The sequence below is a fragment of the Acinetobacter sp. AL9 genome, from assembly GCF_041464035.1.
GTDB lineage: Bacteria > Pseudomonadota > Gammaproteobacteria > Pseudomonadales > Moraxellaceae > Acinetobacter > Acinetobacter towneri.
Genome location: NZ_JAYFSK010000039.1, coordinates 1 through 24,091, shown reverse-complemented (window position 1 = coordinate 24,091; position 24,091 = coordinate 1). Strand labels below are relative to the sequence as shown.

Annotated in this window: 24 protein-coding genes and 1 pseudogene; 7 read left to right on the top strand and 18 right to left on the bottom strand. The window is 40.8% G+C overall.

What is annotated here, in order from left to right; genetic code table 11:
• Positions 1-95: transposase domain-containing protein (locus ACEO2X_RS09710; RefSeq protein ID WP_179993438.1), on the top strand; the 95-nt coding region annotated here is incomplete at its 5' end.
• A gap of 132 nt (positions 96-227) precedes the next feature.
• Here ACEO2X_RS09710 and purD read toward each other — a convergent pair.
• The 8 genes from purD to ACEO2X_RS09670 form a co-directional block, all read right to left on the bottom strand.
• Positions 228-1,511: a phosphoribosylamine--glycine ligase gene (gene purD / locus ACEO2X_RS09705; protein WP_371971946.1), complete on the bottom strand. Its 1,284-nt coding sequence runs from the start codon at positions 1,509-1,511 to the stop codon at positions 228-230.
• Between the two features lie 168 nt (positions 1,512-1,679).
• On the bottom strand, positions 1,680-3,254 hold the full coding sequence (gene purH / locus ACEO2X_RS09700) for a bifunctional phosphoribosylaminoimidazolecarboxamide formyltransferase/IMP cyclohydrolase (protein ID WP_371971945.1): 1,575 nt from the start codon (positions 3,252-3,254) through the stop codon (positions 1,680-1,682).
• A 92-nt stretch (positions 3,255-3,346) separates the two neighbouring features.
• On the bottom strand, positions 3,347-3,616 hold the full coding sequence (fis, locus tag ACEO2X_RS09695; protein WP_001086304.1) for a DNA-binding transcriptional regulator Fis: 270 nt from the start codon (positions 3,614-3,616) through the stop codon (positions 3,347-3,349).
• 388 nt (positions 3,617-4,004) lie between these two features.
• Positions 4,005-4,856, bottom strand: a complete 852-nt coding sequence (locus ACEO2X_RS09690) for a DUF3426 domain-containing protein (protein WP_168525436.1) — start codon at positions 4,854-4,856, stop codon at positions 4,005-4,007.
• Between the two features lie 16 nt (positions 4,857-4,872).
• Positions 4,873-5,775: a 50S ribosomal protein L11 methyltransferase gene (prmA, locus tag ACEO2X_RS09685; protein WP_371971919.1), complete on the bottom strand. Its 903-nt coding sequence runs from the start codon at positions 5,773-5,775 to the stop codon at positions 4,873-4,875.
• Positions 5,776-6,030: 255 nt separating this feature from the next.
• Positions 6,031-6,912 carry a bile acid:sodium symporter family protein gene (locus ACEO2X_RS09680; RefSeq protein ID WP_096900912.1) on the bottom strand — a complete coding sequence of 294 codons (882 nt, stop codon included), beginning with the start codon at positions 6,910-6,912 and terminating at the stop codon, positions 6,031-6,033.
• Between the two features lie 83 nt (positions 6,913-6,995).
• Positions 6,996-7,907: a bile acid:sodium symporter family protein gene (locus tag ACEO2X_RS09675; protein ID WP_004973134.1), complete on the bottom strand. Its 912-nt coding sequence runs from the start codon at positions 7,905-7,907 to the stop codon at positions 6,996-6,998.
• A 187-nt stretch (positions 7,908-8,094) separates the two neighbouring features.
• Positions 8,095-8,451: a hypothetical protein gene (locus ACEO2X_RS09670; RefSeq protein ID WP_371971917.1), complete on the bottom strand. Its 357-nt coding sequence runs from the start codon at positions 8,449-8,451 to the stop codon at positions 8,095-8,097.
• Between the two features lie 242 nt (positions 8,452-8,693).
• Here ACEO2X_RS09670 and mnmG point away from each other — a divergent pair, with 242 nt between their 5' ends.
• Positions 8,694-10,574, top strand: a complete 1,881-nt coding sequence (gene mnmG / locus ACEO2X_RS09665) for a tRNA uridine-5-carboxymethylaminomethyl(34) synthesis enzyme MnmG (protein ID WP_096900911.1) — start codon at positions 8,694-8,696, stop codon at positions 10,572-10,574.
• Between the two features lie 347 nt (positions 10,575-10,921).
• Here the strand turns inward: mnmG and ACEO2X_RS09660 are convergent, their stop codons facing one another.
• Complete coding sequence (locus tag ACEO2X_RS09660; RefSeq protein WP_225530814.1) at positions 10,922-11,920, bottom strand: YafY family protein; 999 nt, start codon at positions 11,918-11,920, stop codon at positions 10,922-10,924.
• Positions 11,921-12,318: 398 nt separating this feature from the next.
• Here ACEO2X_RS09660 and ACEO2X_RS09655 point away from each other — a divergent pair, with 398 nt between their 5' ends.
• Positions 12,319-12,918: a hypothetical protein gene (locus tag ACEO2X_RS09655; protein ID WP_004973138.1), complete on the top strand. Its 600-nt coding sequence runs from the start codon at positions 12,319-12,321 to the stop codon at positions 12,916-12,918.
• 167 nt (positions 12,919-13,085) lie between these two features.
• Here ACEO2X_RS09655 and ACEO2X_RS09650 read toward each other — a convergent pair whose 3' ends face one another.
• The 5 genes from ACEO2X_RS09650 to alr form a co-directional block, all read right to left on the bottom strand.
• On the bottom strand, positions 13,086-14,264 hold the full coding sequence (locus ACEO2X_RS09650) for an acetyl-CoA C-acetyltransferase (protein WP_371971915.1): 1,179 nt from the start codon (positions 14,262-14,264) through the stop codon (positions 13,086-13,088).
• A gap of 82 nt (positions 14,265-14,346) precedes the next feature.
• A complete protein-coding gene (locus ACEO2X_RS09645; protein ID WP_371971914.1) occupies positions 14,347-16,119 on the bottom strand; it encodes a class I poly(R)-hydroxyalkanoic acid synthase in 1,773 nt (590 codons plus the stop codon).
• Between the two features lie 125 nt (positions 16,120-16,244).
• Positions 16,245-16,589 (bottom strand): phasin family protein, encoded by a 345-nt coding sequence (locus ACEO2X_RS09640; protein WP_179991079.1) that lies wholly within the window; start codon positions 16,587-16,589, stop codon positions 16,245-16,247.
• Positions 16,590-16,640: 51 nt separating this feature from the next.
• Complete coding sequence (locus ACEO2X_RS09635; RefSeq protein WP_004973144.1) at positions 16,641-17,387, bottom strand: beta-ketoacyl-ACP reductase; 747 nt, start codon at positions 17,385-17,387, stop codon at positions 16,641-16,643.
• Between the two features lie 530 nt (positions 17,388-17,917).
• Complete coding sequence (gene alr / locus ACEO2X_RS09630; RefSeq protein ID WP_179989546.1) at positions 17,918-18,994, bottom strand: alanine racemase; 1,077 nt, start codon at positions 18,992-18,994, stop codon at positions 17,918-17,920.
• Positions 18,995-19,460: 466 nt separating this feature from the next.
• Here alr and ACEO2X_RS09625 point away from each other — a divergent pair, with 466 nt between their 5' ends.
• Complete coding sequence (locus tag ACEO2X_RS09625) at positions 19,461-20,027, top strand: hypothetical protein (protein WP_026438364.1); 567 nt, start codon at positions 19,461-19,463, stop codon at positions 20,025-20,027.
• A gap of 21 nt (positions 20,028-20,048) precedes the next feature.
• Here the strand turns inward: ACEO2X_RS09625 and dnaB are convergent, their stop codons facing one another.
• The 4 genes from dnaB to rpsF form a co-directional block, all read right to left on the bottom strand.
• Positions 20,049-21,494 carry a replicative DNA helicase gene (gene dnaB, locus ACEO2X_RS09620; protein WP_371971911.1) on the bottom strand — a complete coding sequence of 482 codons (1,446 nt, stop codon included), beginning with the start codon at positions 21,492-21,494 and terminating at the stop codon, positions 20,049-20,051.
• A gap of 232 nt (positions 21,495-21,726) precedes the next feature.
• The gene (gene rplI, locus ACEO2X_RS09615) at positions 21,727-22,173 is read right to left on the bottom strand and encodes a 50S ribosomal protein L9 (RefSeq protein ID WP_004973150.1); all 447 of its coding nucleotides are present in this window, start codon (positions 22,171-22,173) and stop codon (positions 21,727-21,729) included.
• A 9-nt stretch (positions 22,174-22,182) separates the two neighbouring features.
• The gene (gene rpsR, locus ACEO2X_RS09610) at positions 22,183-22,410 is read right to left on the bottom strand and encodes a 30S ribosomal protein S18 (RefSeq protein ID WP_004719336.1); all 228 of its coding nucleotides are present in this window, start codon (positions 22,408-22,410) and stop codon (positions 22,183-22,185) included.
• An 11-nt stretch (positions 22,411-22,421) separates the two neighbouring features.
• Positions 22,422-22,811: a 30S ribosomal protein S6 gene (gene rpsF, locus ACEO2X_RS09605; RefSeq protein WP_004973153.1), complete on the bottom strand. Its 390-nt coding sequence runs from the start codon at positions 22,809-22,811 to the stop codon at positions 22,422-22,424.
• Positions 22,812-23,114: 303 nt separating this feature from the next.
• Here rpsF and ACEO2X_RS09600 point away from each other — a divergent pair, with 303 nt between their 5' ends.
• From ACEO2X_RS09600 to ACEO2X_RS09590, 3 genes and pseudogenes are all read left to right on the top strand, one after another.
• On the top strand, positions 23,115-23,498 hold the full coding sequence (locus ACEO2X_RS09600; protein WP_230245512.1) for a transposase: 384 nt from the start codon (positions 23,115-23,117) through the stop codon (positions 23,496-23,498).
• Positions 23,495-23,830 carry an IS66 family insertion sequence element accessory protein TnpB gene (gene tnpB / locus ACEO2X_RS09595; protein WP_371971907.1) on the top strand — a complete coding sequence of 112 codons (336 nt, stop codon included), beginning with the start codon at positions 23,495-23,497 and terminating at the stop codon, positions 23,828-23,830. The genes ACEO2X_RS09600 and tnpB overlap by 4 nt, the downstream gene beginning before the upstream one ends.
• Positions 23,831-23,904: 74 nt before the next feature.
• Positions 23,905-24,091: pseudogene (locus tag ACEO2X_RS09590) on the top strand (IS66 family transposase); the annotation flags it as partial.

Genomic DNA, 24,091 nt, shown 5'->3' with positions numbered 1-24,091 from the left:
CCTATTTAAGTGATGTGCTGAAAAGGTTACCGACACACAAAGTGACCCAAATTGAAGAATTGCTACCACACCGCTGGAAACCTAAATCGAATTAAAAAATAGGTATGGGATTCAGCGGACGCTTACGGTTAGAGCAGTCCATTCAGATTCAGGTCAAAATGTTGACCACAAAAAAGCCCGTTCTGTGACGAGCTTTTTTATGGACTTAAATTTTTAAACTAAAAATATTAAGCATTTTCACGCGCAATGGCACGATAACCAATATCTTTACGATATTGCACGCCATCAAAGGTCACTTTTTCACACAGTTCAAGCGCTTTGGCTTGAGCTTCACCAATGCTGTTACCCAATGCTGTCACACACAGTACACGACCACCATTGGTCACAATCTCGCCATTGGCATTGCTTGCTGTACCTGCATGGAACACTTTCGCATCGGCCATTTGTGTATCTAAACCAGAAATGACATCACCTTTGCCTGAAGTTTCTGGATAGCCTGCAGTTGCTAACACAATACCAACAGTTTTGCGTTCATCCCAGTTTGCTTCTGCAGGCAAGTTACCTGCAATACCAGCTTCAACTAAATCGACCAAAGATGATTTTAAGCGCATCATAATTGGTTGTGTTTCTGGGTCACCAAAACGGCAGTTAAACTCGATCACTTTTGGTTGACCTTTGTCGTCAATCATTAAGCCAGCGTATAAGAAACCTGTATAAACATGACCGTCTTTTTTCATACCTTCAACGGTAGGACGCATCACTTCATTCATGGTTTTTTCAAATACGTCTGCAGTCACGACAGGGGCAGGAGAGTAAGCACCCATACCACCAGTGTTTGGACCTTGGTCGCCTTCAAAAATACGTTTGTGGTCTTGTGAAGTTGCCATAGGAAGGATGTTGTCGCCATCAATCATACAAATGAAAGAAGCTTCTTCACCTGCAAGGAATTCTTCAATAACTACACGCGAACCCGCATCACCAAATTTGTTGCCTGCCAACATGTCATCAATGGCATCGAATGCTTCCTGATTTGTCATCGCCACGATCACGCCTTTACCTGCAGCAAGACCGTCCGCCTTGATCACGATTGGCGCGCCATTTTTCTCAACAAATGCTTTTGCAGCATCAACTTCAGTGAATACGTCATAGAATGCAGTAGGAATGTTGTGGCGTTTTAAGAAGTGCTTGGCAAAGGCTTTAGAACCTTCAAGCTGCGCAGCAAACTGGGTTGGGCCCCAAATTTTTAAACCCGCTTCACGGCAGGCATCGACCACACCATTGACCAATGGTGCTTCAGGGCCAACAATGATTAAATCAACAGCATTATTTTTGGCAAAGTCGATAATCGCAGGGTTATTTTGAATATCTAACGCTACGTTCTCGCATTTGTTTTCTGTTGCTGTACCTGCATTACCGGGTGCAACAAAGACTTTAGCGACTTTGTCATCTTGTGCGATTTTCCATGCCAACGCATGTTCACGACCGCCACTACCTAAAACTAAAATATTCATCTAAAAATCCCTCAAAGAATAAATCCCCATAGCGAAGCGATGCTTTTCACACTAGAAAAGGAAGGGGAGTGAGCATAAAACACAGTTCCCTTACGTGAAAAGTCCCCCTTTTTATTAAAGGGGGATTTCGGGGGATTATTAAATACGACTTCTAATTAATGAGTTTAATTAGTGACGGAAATGACGCATGCCAGTGAAGACCATTGCAATACCAGCTTCATCGGCTGCAGCAATAGTTTCTTCATCACGCATAGAACCACCCGGTTGAATAATGCATTTGATACCAGCCTTAGCAGCGTTATCAATACCATCACGGAATGGGAAGAACGCGTCAGATGCCATAACTGCACCCTCAACTACCAAACCTGCATGTTCTGCTTTAATAGCAGCAATACGAGCAGAGTTTACACGGCTCATCTGACCTGCGCCAACCCCAATGGTCTGACGGTTTTTTGCATAAACAATTGCGTTCGATTTTACGTATTTCGCAACTTTCCAAGCAAAGATCATATCGTCAATTTCTTGTTCAGTTGGTGCGCGTTTGGTCACAACTTTTAAGTCATCTTTACTGATCATACCCAAGTCTTGGTCTTGAACCAATAAACCGCCATTCACGCGCTTGTAATCCATTTGTGGAGCGCGTGCATCAATCGCAGGAAGCTCACCACATACCAATACACGTACGTTCTTCTTCGCGCCAGTCACTTCAAGCACGCCTTCAGCAATACTTGGTGCAATGATCACTTCAACGAATTGACGATCTACAATTGCTTGTGCAGTTGCAACGTCTAATTCACGGTTAAACGCAATGATGCCACCGAATGCAGATTCAGGGTCAGTTGCATAGGCAAGGTCATAAGCAGCCTGAATACCATCTAAAGATACGGCAACACCACATGGGTTAGCGTGTTTTACGATTACACAAGCAGGTTTTGCAAAAGATTTCACACATTCAAGTGCGGCATCGGTATCTGCAATGTTGTTATAAGATAATTCTTTACCTTGAAGCTGCTTCGCAGTAGAAACAGAAGCTTCAGTTGCAGCAGGGTCTACATAGAATGCAGCAGACTGATGTGGGTTTTCGCCGTAACGTAAATCTTGCGCTTTGTTCAAATGAGTATTGAAAGTACGTGCAAACTTGTCAGCAGTACCTTCTTCTTTACCTACACGTGCACCTAAGTAAGAGGCAATCATACCGTCGTATTGTGCAGTGTGTTCAAAAGCTTTCACTGCTAAATCAAAACGAGTTTCGTATGACAATGCACCGCTGTTTTTCATTTCTGCAATAACAGTCGCGTAGTCAGAAGCATTTACTACAATACCAACAGAAGCATGGTTTTTTGCTGCAGCGCGAACCATAGTAGGGCCACCAATGTCGATGTTCTCAATCGCATCTGCAAGTGAACAATTTGGTTTTGCAACAGTCGCAGCAAATGGATAAAGGTTAACTACTACCAAGTCGATGGCATCAATATTGTGTTCTGCCATGACTGCTTCGTCTAGACCACGACGAGCCAAGATACCGCCATGAATTTTAGGGTGTAACGTTTTTACTCGACCATCCATCATTTCAGGGAAACCAGTATGCTCTGATACTTCTACGACAGCAATATTGTTATCTTTAAGCAACTTATAAGTACCACCAGTAGATAAAATTTCTACCCCAAGAGCAGCAAGTTCTTGTGCAAATTCAACAATTCCTGTTTTGTCAGAAACAGAGATTAAAGCGCGTTTAATAGTCATGATCTTCGTCACAGTTTTCAATTACAGATTAAAACAAACTAGCAAAATGCAGATAAAAAAAATGCCTGCGGAGGCCGCAAGCATTTTATCACTTATTCACTCATTAAACCGTGAGCTTTTAACTTTTTACGTAAAGTTCCACGGTTTAGTCCAAGAATTTCAGCAGCGCGTGTTTGGTTACCGCGAGTGTATTCCAGAACAACAGATAAAAGAGGTTTCTCCATTTCTGCTAACACCATGTCATACACTTGTGAAGGCTGTTCACCTTGTAGTTGTGCAAAATAATGGCGAACTGCGCGATCTACGTGAATACGTAAAGCAACATCAGATTGTGCAGTAAAAATAGGAGATTTGCTATTCATGCGAATTAATCCGAAAATCAGATATCACTGGGATAAAGTGATATATCAATGTGGTCTATAAAATAAATGAACTCCGTTTTAGATCCTAAAACGGGAAGTTCTAAAACTGGAACATTTAGCTTGCCACAACTCGAGCGCTTGGTCGAAATTTAAGCGTAACAATACATTAATAATTGTTACAAACCAAAATCAAAACAAAAAAATCTACACAGTACGCAATATAAAAATAAAGCGCATTAGGCAGAACTATATTTGTTGTGAATTTTGCGAGGAGTTTGCAGCACAAAGCTTTCGTGGCGCGTATGATACCATTGTATGAGAAAAAGTGAGCAAGAAAACTGCAATTTTTTTAATTTTTTTCGCAATTTTTTCTACTTTTTTTTGTCGATTAAGGCTTGATAATTTCTAAACTATAGGTATCGAAGCTGTTTCGTGCCACTGGAACCAAAATGTCAAACTTAAAAGGACTATTTTTAGGAATACGTTGAATACTCGAAAGACTTTCGACCAAATACTCCTGTGGAGAATAAATATAAGTCGATAAAGTTCTCTGGTTTTCTTTTAGGGTGACTTTAATATTAGGCAATGCCAAGCTTTTATCGTGATAATTAATCAGCTCGCCTGTAAATTGCGTATTCAGTCGGTCAATACGTTTTACACGAACACGGTTGATAGAAATTAAACTGTAGCGTTCTTCTAGGCTTTGACATTTAAATACCTGACATACCTGTGTGAATACAGAATTCAGCGCAGGACTACTGTTCAGGAATTTCGGGTTAAACCATAAAATCTGGAAGACTAGCAAACCAATTAGCAATGTGTTGATAATGCCCCACAGCAAATAGTAGCCATTACTGTGCTTTTTTTCCTGTTCAATGTCTTGAATAGACAAATTCATGGCAGGAATAGTGCCAATTGGCTCTGTGCTGAAATAGTTTAGATTATTTAAATAGGTTTTCAGATCAATATTGGAGTGTTCCACCTTACGCTGGAAAATGTCCAAAATGTTCTGTTCTTGTGGAATCTGTTCGGTTACAGGAATTAAACTACGGTTTTGTATGCGTTGTAGATTAGAGCGCGAACTAACTTCTTGTTTATGCGCCTGCACCAAATGTGAAAGCGCATTAAAGTTGTTAGAACATTTTGGACAACAAACCATGCCTTGCGCAACGGTCAGTTGCGCAACAGAAACTTTATAGACAGTTTGGCATTCAGGGCACTTGGTTTGCTTGTCGCTCATAATTCAAAAAATGTAGTTAGTTAGGGTGGCGTTTCCCAGAAATTCTGCACCAGTTTTCTTCGCGTTTTTCGACCTGTACTATATCAAAAAATTCAGAATAAACACTAGAAACTTCAGCAACTTGCTCTTCAATTACACCTGCAAGTGCGAACTCTCCCTCAGATTTAATTAAAGTTGCAAACTCTGGCGCAAGCATCATTAGCGGCCCAGCTAAAATATTGGCAACCAATACGTCAGCTTTTTTCTGACCAATAGTCTGATTAAACTCTTCAGGCAAGCCCACGTACAAGTTTTCAAGTACGCCATTCAGTTCAGCATTTTGTTTGGTTGCCAAAACTGCTTGTGGGTCAATATCGGTTGCATAGACTTTTTTAGCACCAAGCAATAAAGCTGCGACCCCTAAAATGCCTGAGCCACAACCATAGTCAATCACGACTTTATCTTTTACGTCAGTTTTGCCTAACCACTGTAGGCATAGGAACGTACTGGCATGGTTACCTGTACCAAAAGCCAAACCTGGGTCAAGTTTGATATTGACTGCATCTGCCTCAGGTGGTTCTAACCATTCAGGTACAATCCAGAATTTCTCTGCAATCTGGATTGGCTCGTAGTAATCCATCCATGAGCGTTCCCAAACCTGATCTTCCAAAAATTCACTGCGTAAAGGGGCATCTGGCATTTGCGCACGAATAAAGGTTTCTAAGGCTGCAACATCAATTTCTTCACCTTCGTCTTGTGCATAAATACCTGTCACAATGACTTTGTTCCAAAGTGGTGTTTCACCTGGCAGTGGCTCAAGTAAGTCCTGATTTTCCGCATCATCTAAGGTTACGCTGACTGCACCCAATGAACTGAGCAGGGTTTCAGTAAAATCGACTTGCGCTTGATCAACAGTAATATGTATTTGTAACCACTTCACGGAGATAACCTAAAATTTAATGCGAAAGCGCTATTGTAACTGAACTGGTGCAGACGCTGTTATTTTTTATTCGGATTGCGAAAGGGAAAACTCTATACGATTGGAAGTTTCAAATGCGCTTTATGCTTATAGTCGAATAATGTGACAAAAATATAACTCTAAAAAATATAAGTTAAGAGTTTGTTTGAACCATCATCGCTCAATCATCCCCAAAACAGTCAAATTGCTGGATTGGGGATGATTGAGAGACTTGTTTTAGGATGCAGATTGCTCCGATGCAGGAGTCGGCACAAATTTATTTAGTAATGTGCCTAAAATTGCGGCAAAAATATACATGAAAATAGAATAAACCGCAGCAGGCATGGCAATGGTTGAGCTTGCCATAACGGTTAGGGCGATGGTCATTGCAAGGGTACTGTTGTGAATGCCAATTTCAAAGGCGCAGGCACGGGCTTGTTGGCTGTTCACACCAAAGAAACGCGGGACAAAATAACCAATCAATAAACTGCAGGCACAGAACAGGGCAGTGGCAAGTCCTACATCTGCCAAATAAAGCATGATGTTATTTCGCTCTTTGGCAATCGCGCCAATAATAATCACTATCAGAAAAACCACAGCAAAAATACGCACAGGTTTGTTTAAACGGTCTGCCGTTTGCGGGCTAAAATGGCGTACCAACATCCCTAAAGTGACAGGGATAATAATAATTAAAAACACCTGCAATACTTTGGCAAATTGTAAGCCAACTTGTTGCCCATCCTGCATAAAATGCTGAATGGCAAAGTTGACAATCAGTGGTAAGGTAAATGCTGCAATCACGGAATTGACGGCAGTAAGGGTGATGTTTAGGGCAATATCGCCCTTATATAAGTAGCTAAACAAGTTGGCTGTTGGCCCGCCAGGAGATGCTGCCAGTAGCATGAGTCCGACTGCAAGCAATGGTGGTAAATTCAGCAGTTTACAAATAAAAAATGCAATTGCTGTCAGGACGACCAATTGACAAAATAAAGCAATAAACACTGCTTTGGGGTGTTTGCTCACCCGTTTAAAGTCGTTAGGAGTGAGTTCTAAGCCAAGTCCAGCCATGACCACGGCCAAAGCCAGCGGCAAAAATATTGTGATTAATCCTGAATCCATAAACACTCCTTTGTTTTTACATCTACAATAATTTATTTGATATTTAACTGTTTGTTTAATATGTAGTTAATTTTGCTCACGTTTTAAATTGTATTTTTATTGTGGTTTAAACTCTGCTCCTGTTTGTGTTGATGGGCAAGTTTGGCCGATTGTCTAGCTAACATACTCCCTAAAATAAAGCTGAACATATACATAAAAATGGTGTAAATCGCAGAAGGAATGGCAATTTCAGTGCTTTGCAAAACCGATAGCGCAACGGTTAAAGAAACAGCAGTGTTATGAATGCCAATTTCAAAACAACAAGAGCGTGCTTGTTGATCAGGCACACCCGCCAAATACGGCACAAGATAACCAATAAGTAAACTTAAAAAGCAAAAAAGCGCTGTGGCGATACCAATCGCACTGAAATAGTCAAAGACATTGGCGCGTTCGCGGAAAAGCGCATAAAAGAATAAAGCGAAAATGAAATAAATGGACATCAAACGCATAGGTTTGCCCAACTGTAATGCAATTTGTGGCATTGCATTACGCACCGCCATTCCTACACAAACAGGCACAATAATCAGTAAAAAAACCTGTGCCATTTTTTCAATTGGCATGCCAATTTGTTGTTGATCGGTCATAAAATACAGAAAAGACAAATTAACAATAAAAGGCAGGGTAAAGGTTGCCATCACAGAGTTCATTGCGGTTAGGGTGATATTTAGGGCAACGTCACCTTTATAGACATAGCTAAATAAGTTCGCAGTAGGCCCCCCTGGTGAGGCAGCAAGCAGCATTAAGCCAATTGCCAATAGCGGTGGCAATTCTAAAAATAAACAAATTGAAAATGCTAAAACAGGCAAAATGACCAATTGTGAAAAAAGCGTTAAAAAAATGACTTTAGGAAATTGATTGACCCGAATAAAGTCTTTAGGCGTGAGTTGTAAGCCTAAGCCCATCATCATCACAGCCAAGGTCAGTGGTAGAAAAAAGGTAAAAAAGCCTGAATCCATAGCACATCCTTTATTTTTTTCTTATGGGTATAATTTTCCCTCTCTTTGCAGTGTAATTGTTTTTTGAGCTTGTGCAATAAACAAAGCAGTCACTTCTTATAAATGACTGCTTTGGTGTTATTTTCATGCTTTCAGTTTGAATGAATACAAGCCGATCTGTTCATGAAAATATAGATTAAGTGATTGATCACATGGCAGCAGGGCGTGGTGGCGTAAAGCCTAAGGCACATTTGCCTTTTAACTCAGTACCATTGACTGTAATGACGGTACTTTGCGCATCTGCCAAACAAGAACGGTATAATTCAGGCTCATTGCCTTGTAATTGCACTGCTTTAGATGAACTAAAGAATTGTGGTTCACAGGTACCATTCCAGATAATCCCACGATAAGCAAAGCTTACAGGTGCGCCCTGAGTTTTACCTTTACAGACTTGCTGGAATTTTTGCGCGTTATAGACGGTTTCTACTTTATCATTTGCCTGCACTGCAAATGGACTGAAAAATAAGCCACAAAGCATAGAGGACAGCAAAATTTTCTTATTCATGATGTTTCCCTTTGTTTCTCATATCTGTGCTATTAGGATAAAAAATAGACAAATTAAAACAACGGTGATCTGGTTAATTTTTAGGTCTAAATGTTTTTATGTACAGTAAAAATGCAAATTTGGATTACAAAATATTAATTTTGTAGCGCGGTTAAGCCAATAAAATCGACTGAATCTGTCAACTTACGCCACAAGTTTTGCTATAATATTCCGTCTTTATTTTTTATCTCTCATTGACCATTATGCACTATCCTAAAGTTTACGATGTCATTGTTATTGGTGGCGGTCACGCAGGCACCGAAGCGGCGCTTGCAGCAGCACGTATGGGTCGTCAAACCTTACTCTTAACTCATAACATTGAGACTTTAGGGCAGATGAGCTGTAACCCTGCAATTGGCGGGATTGGTAAGTCGCATTTGGTACGTGAGATTGATGCCTTAGGCGGCGCAATGGCATTGGCTGCCGATAAAAGCGGGATTCAATTCCGTATTTTAAACTCGCGTAAAGGTGCTGCTGTTCGTGCAACACGTGCGCAGGCAGACCGAGTTCGCTTTAAAGCTGCGATTCGCGCCACTTTAGAAAACCAAGCCAATTTAGATATTTTCCAACAAGCAGCCGATGACCTGATTGTAGAAGGCGATACTGTAAAAGGTGTAGTCACTCAAATGGGGATTCGTTTTGATGCGAAAACCGTGGTATTGACCACAGGTACATTCTTGGGTGGTGTGATTCACATCGGTTTAGAAAAATCGAGCGGTGGTCGTGCAGGCGATCCTCCATCAATTGCTTTGGCGGCACGTTTACGTGAATTAAATTTGCCTGTAGGGCGTTTAAAAACAGGTACGCCACCACGTATTGATGCACGCTCAGTCGATTTTTCGGTCATGATTCCGCAGCCAGGTGATTTCCCATCACCAACCATGTCATTCATGGGTGATGTGTCGATGCACCCTGAACAAGTGAACTGCTATATCACCCATACCAATGAACGTACTCACGAAATTATTCGTGGTGGTTTAGATCGTTCACCGATGTATACAGGTGTGATTGAAGGTGTTGGCCCACGTTACTGCCCATCGATTGAAGATAAAATTCACCGTTTTTCTGATAAAGACTCGCATCAGGTATTTTTGGAGCCTGAAGGTTTAGATACACATGAATTGTATCCAAACGGGATTTCAACCTCTTTGCCGTTTGATGTGCAGTTCGAGTTAGTTCGTTCAATTCGTGGTATGGAAAATGCGCATATTTTGCGTCCGGGCTATGCAATTGAATATGATTACTTCAATCCACAAGCCTTGAAATTCACTTTGGAAACCAAAGCCATTAATAACTTGTATTTTGCAGGTCAAATTAATGGTACGACTGGTTATGAAGAAGCGGGTGCGCAAGGTGTGTTAGCTGGTTTGAATGCGGCACGTCGCGCTTGGGATCAGGAACAATGGACACCAAAACGTGACGAAGCTTATATTGGTGTATTGGTTGATGATTTGATCACGCTAGGTACTAAAGAGCCGTACCGCATGTTTACCTCACGTGCGGAATACCGTTTGATGTTGCGTGAAGATAATGCCGATCAGCGTTTGACGCCAATTGGTCGTGAGCTTGGTTTGGTGGATGACACTCGTTGGGCGGCTTACTGTGAAAAAATGGAAGCAGTAGAACGTGAAACAGGGCGTTTACAGCATTTGTGGGCTGCACCAAACAACCCAATGGGCAAAAAATTTGTTGAAATGACAGGTGCAGATTTATCTAAAGAATGTTCTGCGATTGATCTGTTAAAACGTCCAAATATCAGTTTTGCGCAAATCGCAGAATTAACGGGTTCAGACGTTTCTGCACAAGTGGGCGATCAAATTGAAATTGCAGTGAAATATGCAGGTTATATCAACCGTCAGCATGAAGATGTCGCACAATTAAAACGCTTGGAAGAAACCAAAATCCCTGCCGATTTTGATTATGATGCAGTGTCAGGTTTATCGCGTGAAATCACGCTAAAATTGAAGCATGTTTTGCCTGAAACTTTGGCACAAGCCAGTCGTATTCCAGGTGTGACACCTGCCGCAGTTCAATTGGTGATGATCACCATTCGTAAAAATGCACAGTCACGTAAATCTGCTTAAGGTTTGATGGATTGATGAAGAAGCCCACAATTTAAATTGCGGGCTTTTTTATGCGCCAAAGTAAATCAGATGCTAAGCAAAGAAGAAGTTGCGTATAAGAATAAATCTGATTTCGACTGCATATCTTATGATTTCACAGCTAGATCAGGAGCATTTAAAGTGACACTTATCAACATAGATAGGAGCAAAATATGACTTTAAAAAGCATTCGTTATAGTACAGCTGAACTGGCATGCCCACGCTGAACGATGCCGAGTCAATTTTAATTTTAATTTCAATCAGCAATCACAATAATTTGATTTAAAAGAGAACGATAATGCTATCGCCCCAATATATTTGGGGCTTTTTTATTCCTGAGTTTGATGCACCGTATTGGCAACTTCTACAGGTTCAATCTGAATTAGCTTTTTACCAAAACTACGCAACCACCAAACCAATTGTGAGGTAAACGGCACAGTGGCAGTCACCAACACATTACCATTTTCCAGTGTTTCCATAGTTTGATCTTTGCTTAATTGGCTTTCATCGAAGTATATGGCATCAGCTTTTTGCATGGTAAGTTTGAGCTGAATATTTTCAGTAGCTTTACTGAAATCGACTCTAAAACCTAATTCGCCAGATTCAATATAGGCATCAATATCAAAATTAACAGGATGCAAGGCGCGTGAATCTAAAACTTTGGCTGCTTTAAAACGATGCAGGGCAAAGGTTTGAATGTCGGTTTTGTCAAATCGAGTACAGATTAAATAAATCACCGCACCTTTTTGCACCAAAGCCAAAGGATTCAGCACATAAGTTTTTTCTTCGCCTGAATTGCTGCGTGATTGATAAATACATTCTAGTTGTTTGTCTTGGAGCAAGCCTTCATATATCGCCTGTTGTGCATTGCGGTCTACGACTGGTGGAATTAAAGGTTGTGTTGCAGGCACAATTCGCACACGATTAATCCATTGGCGGACATTGTTTTGGGTCGATAGACTGCGTCGTGCCAAATCAAACCATGGGTTCATTTCTTCAATCAAACTTGGCGGCAGCAGATGTTTTAAATGTTCCTCGACCATCATAAACGTTACCGCTTGAGAGCTGGTCATGTGCGGTAAACTTTGAATCGGTGCATCTGAACGCCAGCGCCAACCTTGTGGTACGGTACCATTACTTTCAATTGGAAAGCGCTGAGAAATTTGATTTAAGTCACGTTGAATCGTACGCAAACTAATGTCGATACCTTCACGTTGCAGGACATCGTGTAATTCACGTGTGCCCATCCATTTACCTGTAGAAAGGCGCGATAAAATTTGCCATTGGCGATATAAACTATTCGATGTTTCTTTTTCTTGTATAGACATATTCAATATTTACTAGGTCAATTCATACGGATGAAAACTTGTTCTTCCACACAATAAGAAAACTCGGAATGATTAGCAAGTTTTTTACTGAAAAAGGGCAAAATATAACCGCAGATTTTGCAGTAAATATCACAAAATTTGGACGGGCAAAGTTAATCAAATAATAGAAGTGAATCAGAAACTATGACCTCAAGCCATACTTGGATCAATTAGAAAAGCAAGATTGAATAGTTGTGTTTAAGTGAAAACCTGTCATTGTTTTGTATGGTAGATACAGGTTTATGTAAATAAAAGCGGTCTGAGTGGATGAGTGCTGTAGGTTAATTGGGCAAGGCGATTGAGGTGCTTTATCGCGATGAATTATCAACAGACCTTAGAGTTAGGAGGATGAAACAACCGTGAATTTATCTAGCAGCGATGCGCGAGAAATTTTTTGGTTAGCCCGATATTTAACCCGTATTCAATATGTATGTCAGCAATTTCCATTTAAACAAAATGATGCTGCTTTGACTTATGCACATGCCTTTTGTTTGCCTGCATTTGATGCAGCTTCTTTAAATGAATTGATTTTAAACGAAGAACAGCCTGCTTCATTTGCGATGCAGTTTGAGCAAACACGGACAAAAATTCAAAACTTGGCACAGGTGTTTTCTAAAGCTACTTATGTTGAATTACAGCAATGTATTCAAAATGCGTGCGATAACGCGAGTTATATTTGTGATGTGGTACAAGACTGCGAAGCACTATTAGATGCAGAACCACAGCAGATATATTTATTTTTCCAATTGGGGCAAAAAATTGAACAATTAGACCGACAAATTCGGTTAAAACAATCGACTGAAAAGACTTTGTCGCAATTGGAAATGATTGTGCAATGCCTAAAAGATTTAGGTTGGACGTCGTTTGTAGACGCATGGCAACAGCTGAAACAGCAACCCGATACCATGCATTTTTATCACTTTAGTGATCATATTCAGCACTTACTTTCGGTGGATTAAGCAGAACTTGTCATGTCAAATTAATCGACAACAATATTATTTTAAGCTCTGTGTAGTTAAAAAAATAGTGGAAGCCGAAGCTCCCATTATGTCTTAACTTATTACTGGCTTTGAACAGCTATCAAATTCAATAGCTTTGACTCGTGCAGTACTTTCGGCTCGGTTACTTAGTCGCGTTCAACCGCAAGTGCAACACCCATACCACCGCCGACGCAAAGCGTTGCGATGCCTTTTTTCGCATCACGGCGTTGCATTTCGTGTAGTAACGTCACGAGGATACGGCAACCTGAAGCACCAATCGGGTGACCGAGGGCAATTGCGCCACCATTCACGTTTACTTTATCTAGGTCTAAGCCTAATTCTTTGGCAACACCTAGTGCTTGTGCGGCAAAGGCTTCGTTGGCTTCAATTAAATCGACCTGATCTAAGCTCCAGCCTGCTTTATTTAAGGTTTTCTTAACCGCTTCAACAGGGCCAAGACCCATAATTTCAGGCTCAATACCCGACATTGCATAGGCTTTAATACGTGCTAAAGGTTGTAGACCTAAGGCTGCAGCTTTGTCTGCACTCATCATCAACACTGCTGCTGCACCATCGTTAATACCAGAAGCATTGCCTGCGGTTACGCTGCCATCTTTTTTGAACGCAGGGCGTAATTTATTCAGGCTTTCAAGGGTAGTATTGGCTTTGATGTATTCATCTTCAGCAAATACAATTGGGTCGCCTTTACGCTGTGGAATGCTTACAGCCGCAATTTCATCTTTAAATTTACCAGCCGCTTGTGCTGCAGCCGCGCGTTGTTGTGAAGTCAGTGCCAATTGGTCTTGTTCTTCACGGTTTAAACCAAGTTTTTCTACAATATTTTCTGCAGTAATACCCATGTGATATTGGTTATAGGCATCGGTTAAACCATCAGCCACCATGCTGTCGATCAACTGGGCATTCCCCATTTTTTGACCGTTACGCAACTGCATATAGTGTGCGCTTTGTGACATTGATTCTTGACCACCAGCAACTACAATTTCTGCTTCATCACACTGAATCGCTTGTGCAGCCAAATGTACGGCACGTAATCCCGAACCACACACCACGTTTAGCGTTGCTGCAGGCACTTGTACAGGAATACCTGCAGCAATTGCGGCTTGACGTGCAGGGTTTTGTCCTACACCTGTAGTGAGTACGTTACCCATAATCACCTGATCGACTTGTTCAGGCTGTACTTTAGCACTGTCTAAGACTGCACGAATTGCTGTTTGCCCCAATTGTGGTGCAGATAAAGAAGCGAGACTACCTAAAAAGCTACCAATTGCAGTACGTTTTGCAGCAACAATGACAACATCTTTCATTTTATATCCTTAAATTTTATGTTTACGTTTCTGTGGATGCACATGATATATAGCATGTGCATTGCTGTTGTTATATGACTGATTAAAATAAATTTACCAAAACATAGCGACCTGGTGCTGCTTCTATCATTGGATATTGCGCATTACCTAAGGCGCGGGCAGGGACTTGTTCGCCTGCATACGGTGTGACCCAAGCCTGCCAGCGTAGCCACCAAGATTCAGGATGATACTCTGCACCATCAAGCCATTGCTTGGTATTTTCAAACTTGGCAGTATTGGTATAGCAACCGTATTTATTACGACTTGGCGGATTCACAATGCCTGCCACGTGTCCAGATTCACCAAGTACCAGTGTAGATTCACCGCCTAAGTAATCTGCACCACGGAATCTTGTATCCCAAAGTGCGATATGATCTTCCTGCGTTGCAATAAAGAAGCTTGGTGTTTTGACACGAGAAAGGTTGAGTCCAACACCGTTTACTTTCACTGCGTTTGGTGAAATCAATTCATTATTCAAATACAAATTACGCAATAAGAAATTATGAATTTTGGCAGGAATATTGGTGCCGTCGCTGTTCCAATACAAAATATCGAAATCTGAAGGCTCTTTGCCTTTTAAATAGTTCTCGATGTAGTAGTTCCAGTACAGGGTATTTTCACGTAACAAACTGAACGTAACTGCCAATTGGCGACCATCAAAATAACCGAATTGATTATTTAAGGTTTCTAAACCATTAATCACAGGTTCATTAATAAATACGCCTAAGCTGCCTGGGTTTTCAAAGTCGATAATGGTTGCCATATACGTGGCAGATTTCACATGACTTTTCAGGCGTTTTGCCACGTAATAAGCCTGCGTTGCAGCAAGTAAAGTACCACCAATACAATAGCCGATACAGTTGGCTTCTTTTTCTCCTGTAATTTCTTCAATAACACGCAAAGCTTCAACCGCACCTGCGGTGATCAGATCAGCGAAAGTGAGTTCTTTTTGTTCAGCATTTGGGTTACGCCAAGACATTAAAAAGACCGTATGACCTTGCTGACGTAACCAGTTCACCAATGAGTTTTGTTCGCGTAAATCCAGCACATAATATTTATTAATAAATGGCGGCACGATTAGAATCGGGGTTTGATATACATTTTCTGTCGTTGCTTCATATTGCAACAACTGGAAAATTTCATTTTCAAAGACCACTGCGCCTGGTGTATAGGCTAAATCTTTACCCAAGCTAAAAGAGTCACTATTGACTATGCGAATAGATAAATATTTTCCGCTATTGACCACATCATCATGGAAAATTTGCATACCACGGACAAGGTTTTCGCCTTGTTCGGTAATGGTTTGCTGAATCACTTCAGGGTTAGTCCAAAGAAAATTGCTTGGTGATAAAGCATTAATCATTTGACGGGTAAAAAAGTGAATGCGGTAACGCACTTTGTCTGGAATGCCTTCTACGACATCCACCATATTTTGTACCAGTTGGCTAAACAGCAAATAAGACTGCGATAACAGGTCAAAATTGGGTTGTTCTTGCCATAATGGGCTGTTAAAACGACGATCACCACTTTCAGGTTGAATGAATGGTTCGATGTCTTTTGCCACACTGCGCATCATCACATTTTGGTAGATTTGCATTTGACCTTGCCACCAGCTCCATTGCATTTCCATCAAGCGTGCTGGATTTTTAGACAAAGCTTCAAAGAACATAGACATATCTTCTTTGTTGAGCTGTGTTAAGGCGTCATTAATAGGGCTTTGCCCATAATAAAATTCTTGTAGTTTTTTCCAGATATCATCGTGGCTAGAGAAAAATTGTAATATATTTTCTTTGAATTGAAATGAGTTCTGTTTCATTTCATCGCTCCATAGCACATGGCTTTTAGCAATCAAATTGAGTGCAAGGCTGAAACTAAAACGGGGAAATTTTCACACTTCCCCGTAACATTCGTCCTGATAACGCATGGTTTTCAGAGCAGTGTTTATTTATTATTTGGCATTGAATCGCTGACTAACTTTTCAAATTCTGCTTTGAATTCTGAAGTCAGTGTTGCTAATTTTTTGCCATCTTCAATCATTTGCTGACTGAGTTTGTTCATAGTTTCTAATTGCTTGGTGGTGCAGTTCACCATGCTTTGCATGTCTTTCACTTCGCTATTGGCAAACATTTGTGCTAAACCAATGTTGGCATAGTTGCGTGCTGCTTCTAATTGTAGGTTGGTTAAGTTAGCAAAATTTTTTGCAACTATACTGTTGAATTTGGTGTACGGTTCAAACACGTTTTTGTATTGAGCATTCATGTTTGAAAATAAGTCGCCGTATAGCATGGGTGTCACTCCAGTAAATAAACTTGTAGATTCAAATGAGGTGTTACACGCTTAGTGCATGTATAAGCCGCCGTTGATTGATAAGGTTTCGCCTGTTACGTATGCAGCATGATCACTCACTAAATACATAACTGCTGCCGCAATTTCGGTAGGGGCGGCAAGACGTTGCAGAGGAATTTGTGCTTCAATGCTTTTAATTACTTCTTCGCGCATGGCTGTGACCATCGGGGTTGCGGTATAACCTGGTGCAACGACGTTCACGCAGATATTTGAACGTGCACCTTCTTGCGCCAAAGCTTTGCTAAAGCCGATGATGCCTGCCTTAGTTGCAGAGTAGTTGGCTTGACCAAATTGACCTTTTAAACCGTTCACCGAACTAATGTTCACAATGCGACCAGACTTTTGTTCTAACATTTTGTTAAATACAGGCTGAGTCACGGTAAAAAGTGTTTTTAAGTTGGTTTCAATCACTTCAGACCACTGCGTATAGCTCATTTTTTTGAAAGTTGCATCGCGGGTAATACCAGCATTGTTGACCAACACATCTACACGACCTTCAGCATCAATTGCTTCTTGAATGGCTGCTGTAGCCGCTTCATGCTCATTTAAGTTGGTTAAAACAAAGCGCACATCACTTTCTGTAAAGCCTTCGTCTTTAAGCCATTGCTTTTCGCGATCTTCTTCTCTTGGTACAACCGTTGCAATAATTTTATAGCCTGCTGTAACCAGTTGACGGCAAATCTCACTGCCAATACCACCTAATGCACCCGTCACTAAAGCTACTTTTTGTTCAGACATATTCTTTTCCTAAGCAGAATAAGGTTATAAAAATTAAGGAGTTTTTCCTCTTTATTCTTGTTTAGAAATTAAGCGTTTTATATTTCAAAGAGGCTGCAGTTTGATGATGCTTTGAAGTCAAAAGTAAACAAATATTGGTAATAGATTATTTTCTTATCATGTGGATGCTTTTATAAATGGCTTAAATAGTCGTGAAGTCATTGATTCATCGTAGCGCGCAGCACAAACTTCTGAGAACTGGTGAAATGTGATTAATCCATGAATTTGAAGCGATGTGGCAGTTTAAAGACAGTGCGCGAGCATATTGTTTTTTCTTGAGATTTTGAGTGTGATTTTCAGCTAAATATTTGGATGACTGTAAAGCGCTAAATGCAAATGTGGGTGACCACAAATTTTTATCAATATGAATGGAAATAAAGTGAATTTAAGAAAATAAAAAGCGAAAAGAAAAATATAAGAAAGAAAAAGAGAATGGCTTAGACGATTGCATGCAGCAAAACTGCTACATGCAACAGATCGAAAAAAGAAAGTTAAATGCTGGTTGCCTTGCGCTGTGGGCGAGGGCTTAAACGACACAACAACTCATAGCCAATCGTACCATTGGCTGTGGCAACATCATCCACCAAACGGTGTTTGCCCCATAGTTCAACTTGTGTGCCTAATTCAACGTCTAAACCTGTGACATCAATGGCAATCATATCCATAGACACACGACCAAGTACAGGCGTTAATTTTGTACCAATCGCAACAAAATTTGGCTGCACAAATGTACGTGGATAACCATCGCCATAGCCAATTGAAACAATCGCAATTTGCATGGCTTGTTCTGCAGTAAAGGTTGAACCGTAGCCGACGTGTTCGCCTGCATCAATTTCATTTAGTGCGATCACTTCTGCGCTTAAAGTCATCACAGGCTTTAAGTCGAGTGTATGCACATTATGTGCGGCAAAAGGCGTTGCACCGTAAAGCATAATGCCTGGGCGTACATAATCAAAATGCAATTCGGGATAACGATAGATTGCAGCAGAGTTACAGCAAGAAGCAAGAATAGGGCTGCAATTGTCTTTGACATGCAAAAATTGCGCGACTTGTTGATCATTTAAAGCATGATCACCATCGGCATTGGCAAAATGCATGGTCAACACACAGGTAAAACCTTCGGCTTTGAGCATGTGAATCACATCAATAATTTCAGGAATTTTAAAACCTAAACGATTCATGCCACTGTTGAGTTTGACCCAGACTTTTAAGCCTTGTGCGATATAATCAGCTTTATGTTGTAGTAGCCAATCGAGCTGTGCTTGATGATGCACTACACATTCCAATTTGTGTGCCAACACACTTTGCATTTCATCGGCAGAAAAAACACCTTCAATCAGGGTGATGGGCTGCGTATATCCCAATTCACGAATTTCTAAGGCTTCTTCAACGCAAGCGACACCAAAGGCATCGCTGTCTTTTAAAGCTGCTAAGCAGTCTTTTACACCATGTCCGTAAGCATTGGCCTTGACCATGCTAACAATTTTTGCTGTTGGGGCAAGTTGTTTGACACGGTTTAAATTATATTGCAGTGCCTGACTGTCAATATAAACTGTTGCTTGGCGCACCCTAAATACTCCTTGGGAATGACAATTGGTAATTTGTGTTAGATACACTGTGGAGTGATAAATAAATACTAAAAATAGTTCTATTTAAAAATATTCACTATTGTAGACCTATCAACCTCAAATAGACATGAACATTTAAGTTTTTGATCATAAATTAATTTAAGATCGAAAAATCTATTAGGTTATTGATTGCAAATAATTTGTAAAAGTTTCAGACTTTATTTTTCATATAAAACTATACGTTCTAAAAGCTATTATGGTGTTAGATGCTCTCACTCAGGAAATTCTAAACTGTACGAGTTATGGCAAGATTCAGATGATTGTGGAGAGTGGGTTCGTAATTTAAATGAACTCAAAGAGAGATTAAACAATGCATTTTAAACTTGAATATGTTGAATAAAAAATGAAAATATTTTGTTATCTGGGATGGAGTACTTTATTTTTTTGTCAGTCAGTTATGGCTTGTATGCCACATTCACCCAATGACGTTTTTATTGCCCGTTACCAAGGTTCACTGGCAGTACAGGAGAGTTCAGACTTCATTTTTGAACTCAGTTCAGGTCAATTTATTTTTCGCTCAATACTAGATGAGGTTAAATATAAAAAGCCTACTCAATGGTACAGTGGATTTTCAGGTAAAAGTACAGCTAAAAACCAATTAATTATTGGTTTAGCTTATGCACCAGATGGTGCTAAACCCCAGCAATATCAAGTAGTTTCATTTGCAACATTAAACTGTAAGAATGACCAGCTTGTTTTATCTAAACCGATTGTCCCATTTTTAGCTTGGAATAAGCAGACCTCAAATTGTTCTACAGTCGATAGATCAGAGGTTGGGATTTTAGATGGTTTTATAGACTATGATCAGACACATTATTTGGCGCAACTGCAACAAAAGTATCCGACATGCAAGCAATTAAATAAAGCATTTCCATCACTTGAAATGGAAGAAAATAGTCAAGATTATAATTTACTCTCAAGTTGGAAACTATGGTGGGCAAAGTTAATAAGTCAGATTAAAACATGGTTTTAATAAAAAAGAGCAATGCAAGCATTACTCTTCATCATCATACTGAGCATAATACTCAGGAGATAAGTTACTAAAACGCGTATATTGCCCTTCAAAAGCAAGACGTACCGTACCAATTGGGCCGTTACGCTGTTTACCAATAATAATTTCGGCAGTACCTGCTTCTTTAGATTCTTTATTGTAAACTTCGTCGCGGTAAATAAACATGATTAAATCCGCATCCTGCTCAATTGCACCAGATTCACGCAAGTCAGACATCACAGGGCGTTTATTAGGTCGGTTCTCTAATGAGCGGTTGAGCTGTGACAAAGCAATCACAGGGCAGTTCATCTCTTTGGCCAAGGCTTTTAAGCTACGTGAAATTTCTGAGATTTCGCCGACACGGTTATCGCCCATGCCTGGGACTTTCATTAACTGCAAATAATCGACCATGATACAGCCAATTTTACCGCCATGTTGTTTGGCAATGCGTCGCGCACGTGCACGTACTTCCGTAGGCGGCAGGGCAGATGAGTCATCAATATACAAATGCTTTTCTTGCAGTTGTAAAATCGTGGCTGTGACTTTTGACCATTCATCGCCACTGAGTTTACCTGAACGTAAATTCCCTTGATGCACTTTGCCGTATGCAGAAATTAAACGCATTGCGATTGAGTCTGCAGGCATTTCCATAGAGTAGACAAGGGCAGGCAAATCATTGTTAAACAAAACACTTTCGACCAAGTTCATGGCAAAGGTGGTTTTACCCATAGATGGACGCGCAGCGACAATAATCAAGTCACCCGCTTGCATGCCCGAAGTTTTATTATCTAGCTCCACAAAGCCTGTGGTTAAGCCTGTGATGTTACCTTCCATTTTAGAAAGTTCATCAAGTTTGTCGAATACATCGGCAACCACGCTCGAAATGGCTTTTGGGCCTTGTGCTTTGGCATTGTTATTATGTTGTTCGGCAATTTGGAAAATATTGGTTTCGGCCAAGTCTAAAATTTCACTTACGCTACGACCTTTGGTGTCATAGGCATTTTGTAAAATTTCAGAACTGACTTTAATCATGTTTCTGAGGGTCGAGAATTCTTTAATTTTCGTGGCATAGGTTTCTAGGTTATAAAAACTAGAAGGCGAGTCTGCCATGAGCTGCATTAAGTATTCTTCCCCGCCTGCAGCTTCAAGTAAATTTTGTTTAATCAGCCAGTCATTCACCAATACGGCATCATAAGGTGAGTTTTCTTTAGACAAAGAATCAATGGCGCGGAAAATATATTTGTGGCGTGTCGCGTAAAAATCAGATTCTTGTAGCACATCACCCACTTGTTCAAAAGATTCGGCCACAGTCATTAACGCAGCCAAAACAGCTTGTTCGATGGCTAAGTTATGCGGTGGGGTACGAAACTCTTTAAGCGGGCTGTTCTCATTTGGTTTTAGATCAGACTTTGCAGTATGTTGCTTTGCGCTAGCAGTCGCCTGTGACATATAAATCCCTGATTTTTAAAACAGTAAATGCTGAATAATGCACGGGGATAGAATTTGAAACTCATATTCTTTCCACTTCCCGATGATACGCCCTCTAGAAAAAAAAGCGAGTAGATTTTGGCGAAGGATAAGTCAAAGCGTGCAGGACGATTTAGGAAAATTGTACTAATCGTATATTCTAAAGACAAAAAAAGAGCATGCGATTAGGCATGCTCTTTTCTTTTGCAGCAAATTACTCAGATACGATAGTAACGAGAACTTCAGCAACAACATCATGGTGCAATTGGATTGCGATGTTGAATTCACCAGTGTGACGAAGCGCACCGTTTGGTAAACGAACTTCTGCACGGTCAACTTCAAGACCAGCATTCGTTAACGCGTCAGCGATGTCACGAGTACCGATAGAACCGAAAAGTTTACCTTCATCACCAGCTTTAGCAGTGATTACGATGTTAACTTCGTTCAATTGGTCAGCACGTGCTTGAGCAGCAGCTAAAATTTCAGCTTCTTGCTTCTCAAGTTCAGCACGACGAGCTTCAAATGCAGCAGTGTTTGCTTCAGTTGCAGCAACTGCTTTACCTTGAGGGATCAAGTAGTTACGGCCGTAACCAGCTTTAACTGAAACTTTATCGCCTAATTTACCAAGGTTCTTAATGCGTTGTAATAAGATAATATCCACAGCTCAACCTCACTTATGATTGTCAGTGTAAGGGATCAACGCTAAGTAGCGAGCTTGTTTAATAGCAAGCGCTAATTGACGTTGGTAACGAGCTTTAGTACCTGTAATACGGCTAGGAACAATCTTGCCATTTTCAGTGATGTACTGTTTTAGTGTATCGATATCTTTGTAGTCGATGTACGTAACGTTCTCAGCTGTAAAGCGGCAGAACTTGCGACGACGGTAAAAACGTGCCATTGATGTTCTCCTTAAGCTTCAGCAGAGTCTTGGTTAGCGTGTTGTGCTTCTTCACGTTGAGCTTTACGCGCACGTTTTTCTTCAGCACTCTTAGCCAATAATGACTCTTCAGTGATAGCGTTTTCACGACGGATGATCAAGCTACGAAGGATCGCGTCGTTATAACGGAACAATTCTTCTAACTCGTCAAGCGTAGTTTGACCACATTCAACGTTCATAAGAATGTAGTGCGCTTTGTGAATTTTGTTAATTGGGTAAGCCAATTGACGACGGCCCCAATCTTCTAAACGGTGAATTTGACCTTCAGCTTCTTTGATGTGAGTTAGGTAACGTTCTACCATACCCACAACTTGATCGCTTTGGTCTGGGTGTACCAAAAGTACGATTTCGTAGTGACGCATTGTCAGCTCCTTACGGTTTATGCAGCCCCTGACTAAATTGAGCCAGAAGCAAGGAGTCACAACCGAAGTTGTGTCGCAAAATTGCGAAGCGTGAATTTTAGAGCTTTTACCAAGTAAATACAAGGCTTGGTCTAAGAAAAAATCGGCTTGGGTAAAAAGGGAATGTAATATTTTGCATTTATGATTGGAATTTAAATTTTATACTTTGTATTTGTATGGTAAGCGTCCGCTGAACACACCTTCTGAATTCATCCTATAAGCCTTAATTTAGTCCCCACTTAGAAACAAGTGGGGACTTAATCCATGAACATGGATATATATTCAGCAACACCTCCTGTTGCTAAAAAACGCCGAAAATACAGCAAAGAATTCAAACTCAGTATTGTCAATGCCTGCAAAAATCCTAATACCTCGATCGCTTCGGTCGCACTGCAACATAGTATTAATGCCAACCTTGTCAGTCGTTGGATCAGGATCTTCAGCCATCATGATGGTGCCGTGCAGGATCCTACTCATGTGAATCCAGCATTTATTGCTTTGCCTTACACTGCTGCAATCAGCCAACCTATTGATGAGAGGATCACGTTGTGTATCACCGTGCCTCATACGAATAATGATATTCAGCTAAAATGGCAGACATCAGAAATACCTGTCTTGGCAGAATTACTCAAGGCACTTGCAACATGATCCGCATTGATGAAATCTGGTTGTCTACTCAGCCCATGGACATGCGTGCAGGTATGGATACGACCATGGCTCAGGTGGTGAGAGCCTTTGGCTACATCAAACCGCATTGCGCCTACCTGTTCTGTAATAAACGTGGCCATCGTATGAAAGTGCTGGTACATGATGGACTGGGCATCTGGCTGTGTGCCAGGCGGCTGGAACAGGGAAAATTCCACTGGACTCAAGTTCACCAAGGTGAAACCGTGGTCCTCAACCCGGAACAGTTACAGGCATTAATCCAGGGTTTGCCCTGGCAGCGCATTGGACGACAGCAAGTGGTAACAATGCTCTAAACCAAGCTCGGCTATTCTGCTATTCTCCAAACGTTCTATTTCATTCTCTTCATGACCTCAGGCATACTGCGGTCATGAATACGCTGCCTGACTTAAGCCAACTGACCCATGAACAACTGCTGGAATTTACCCGGCAGTTGGCGATGCAGCATCAGTCTCTAGCACAATCAAACCAGCAATTAGATGCCAGAGTTCAACATCTTGAAGTCACCAATCAGCAATTAGATTCTAAAGTTCAACATCTTTCTATTCTCAATCAAA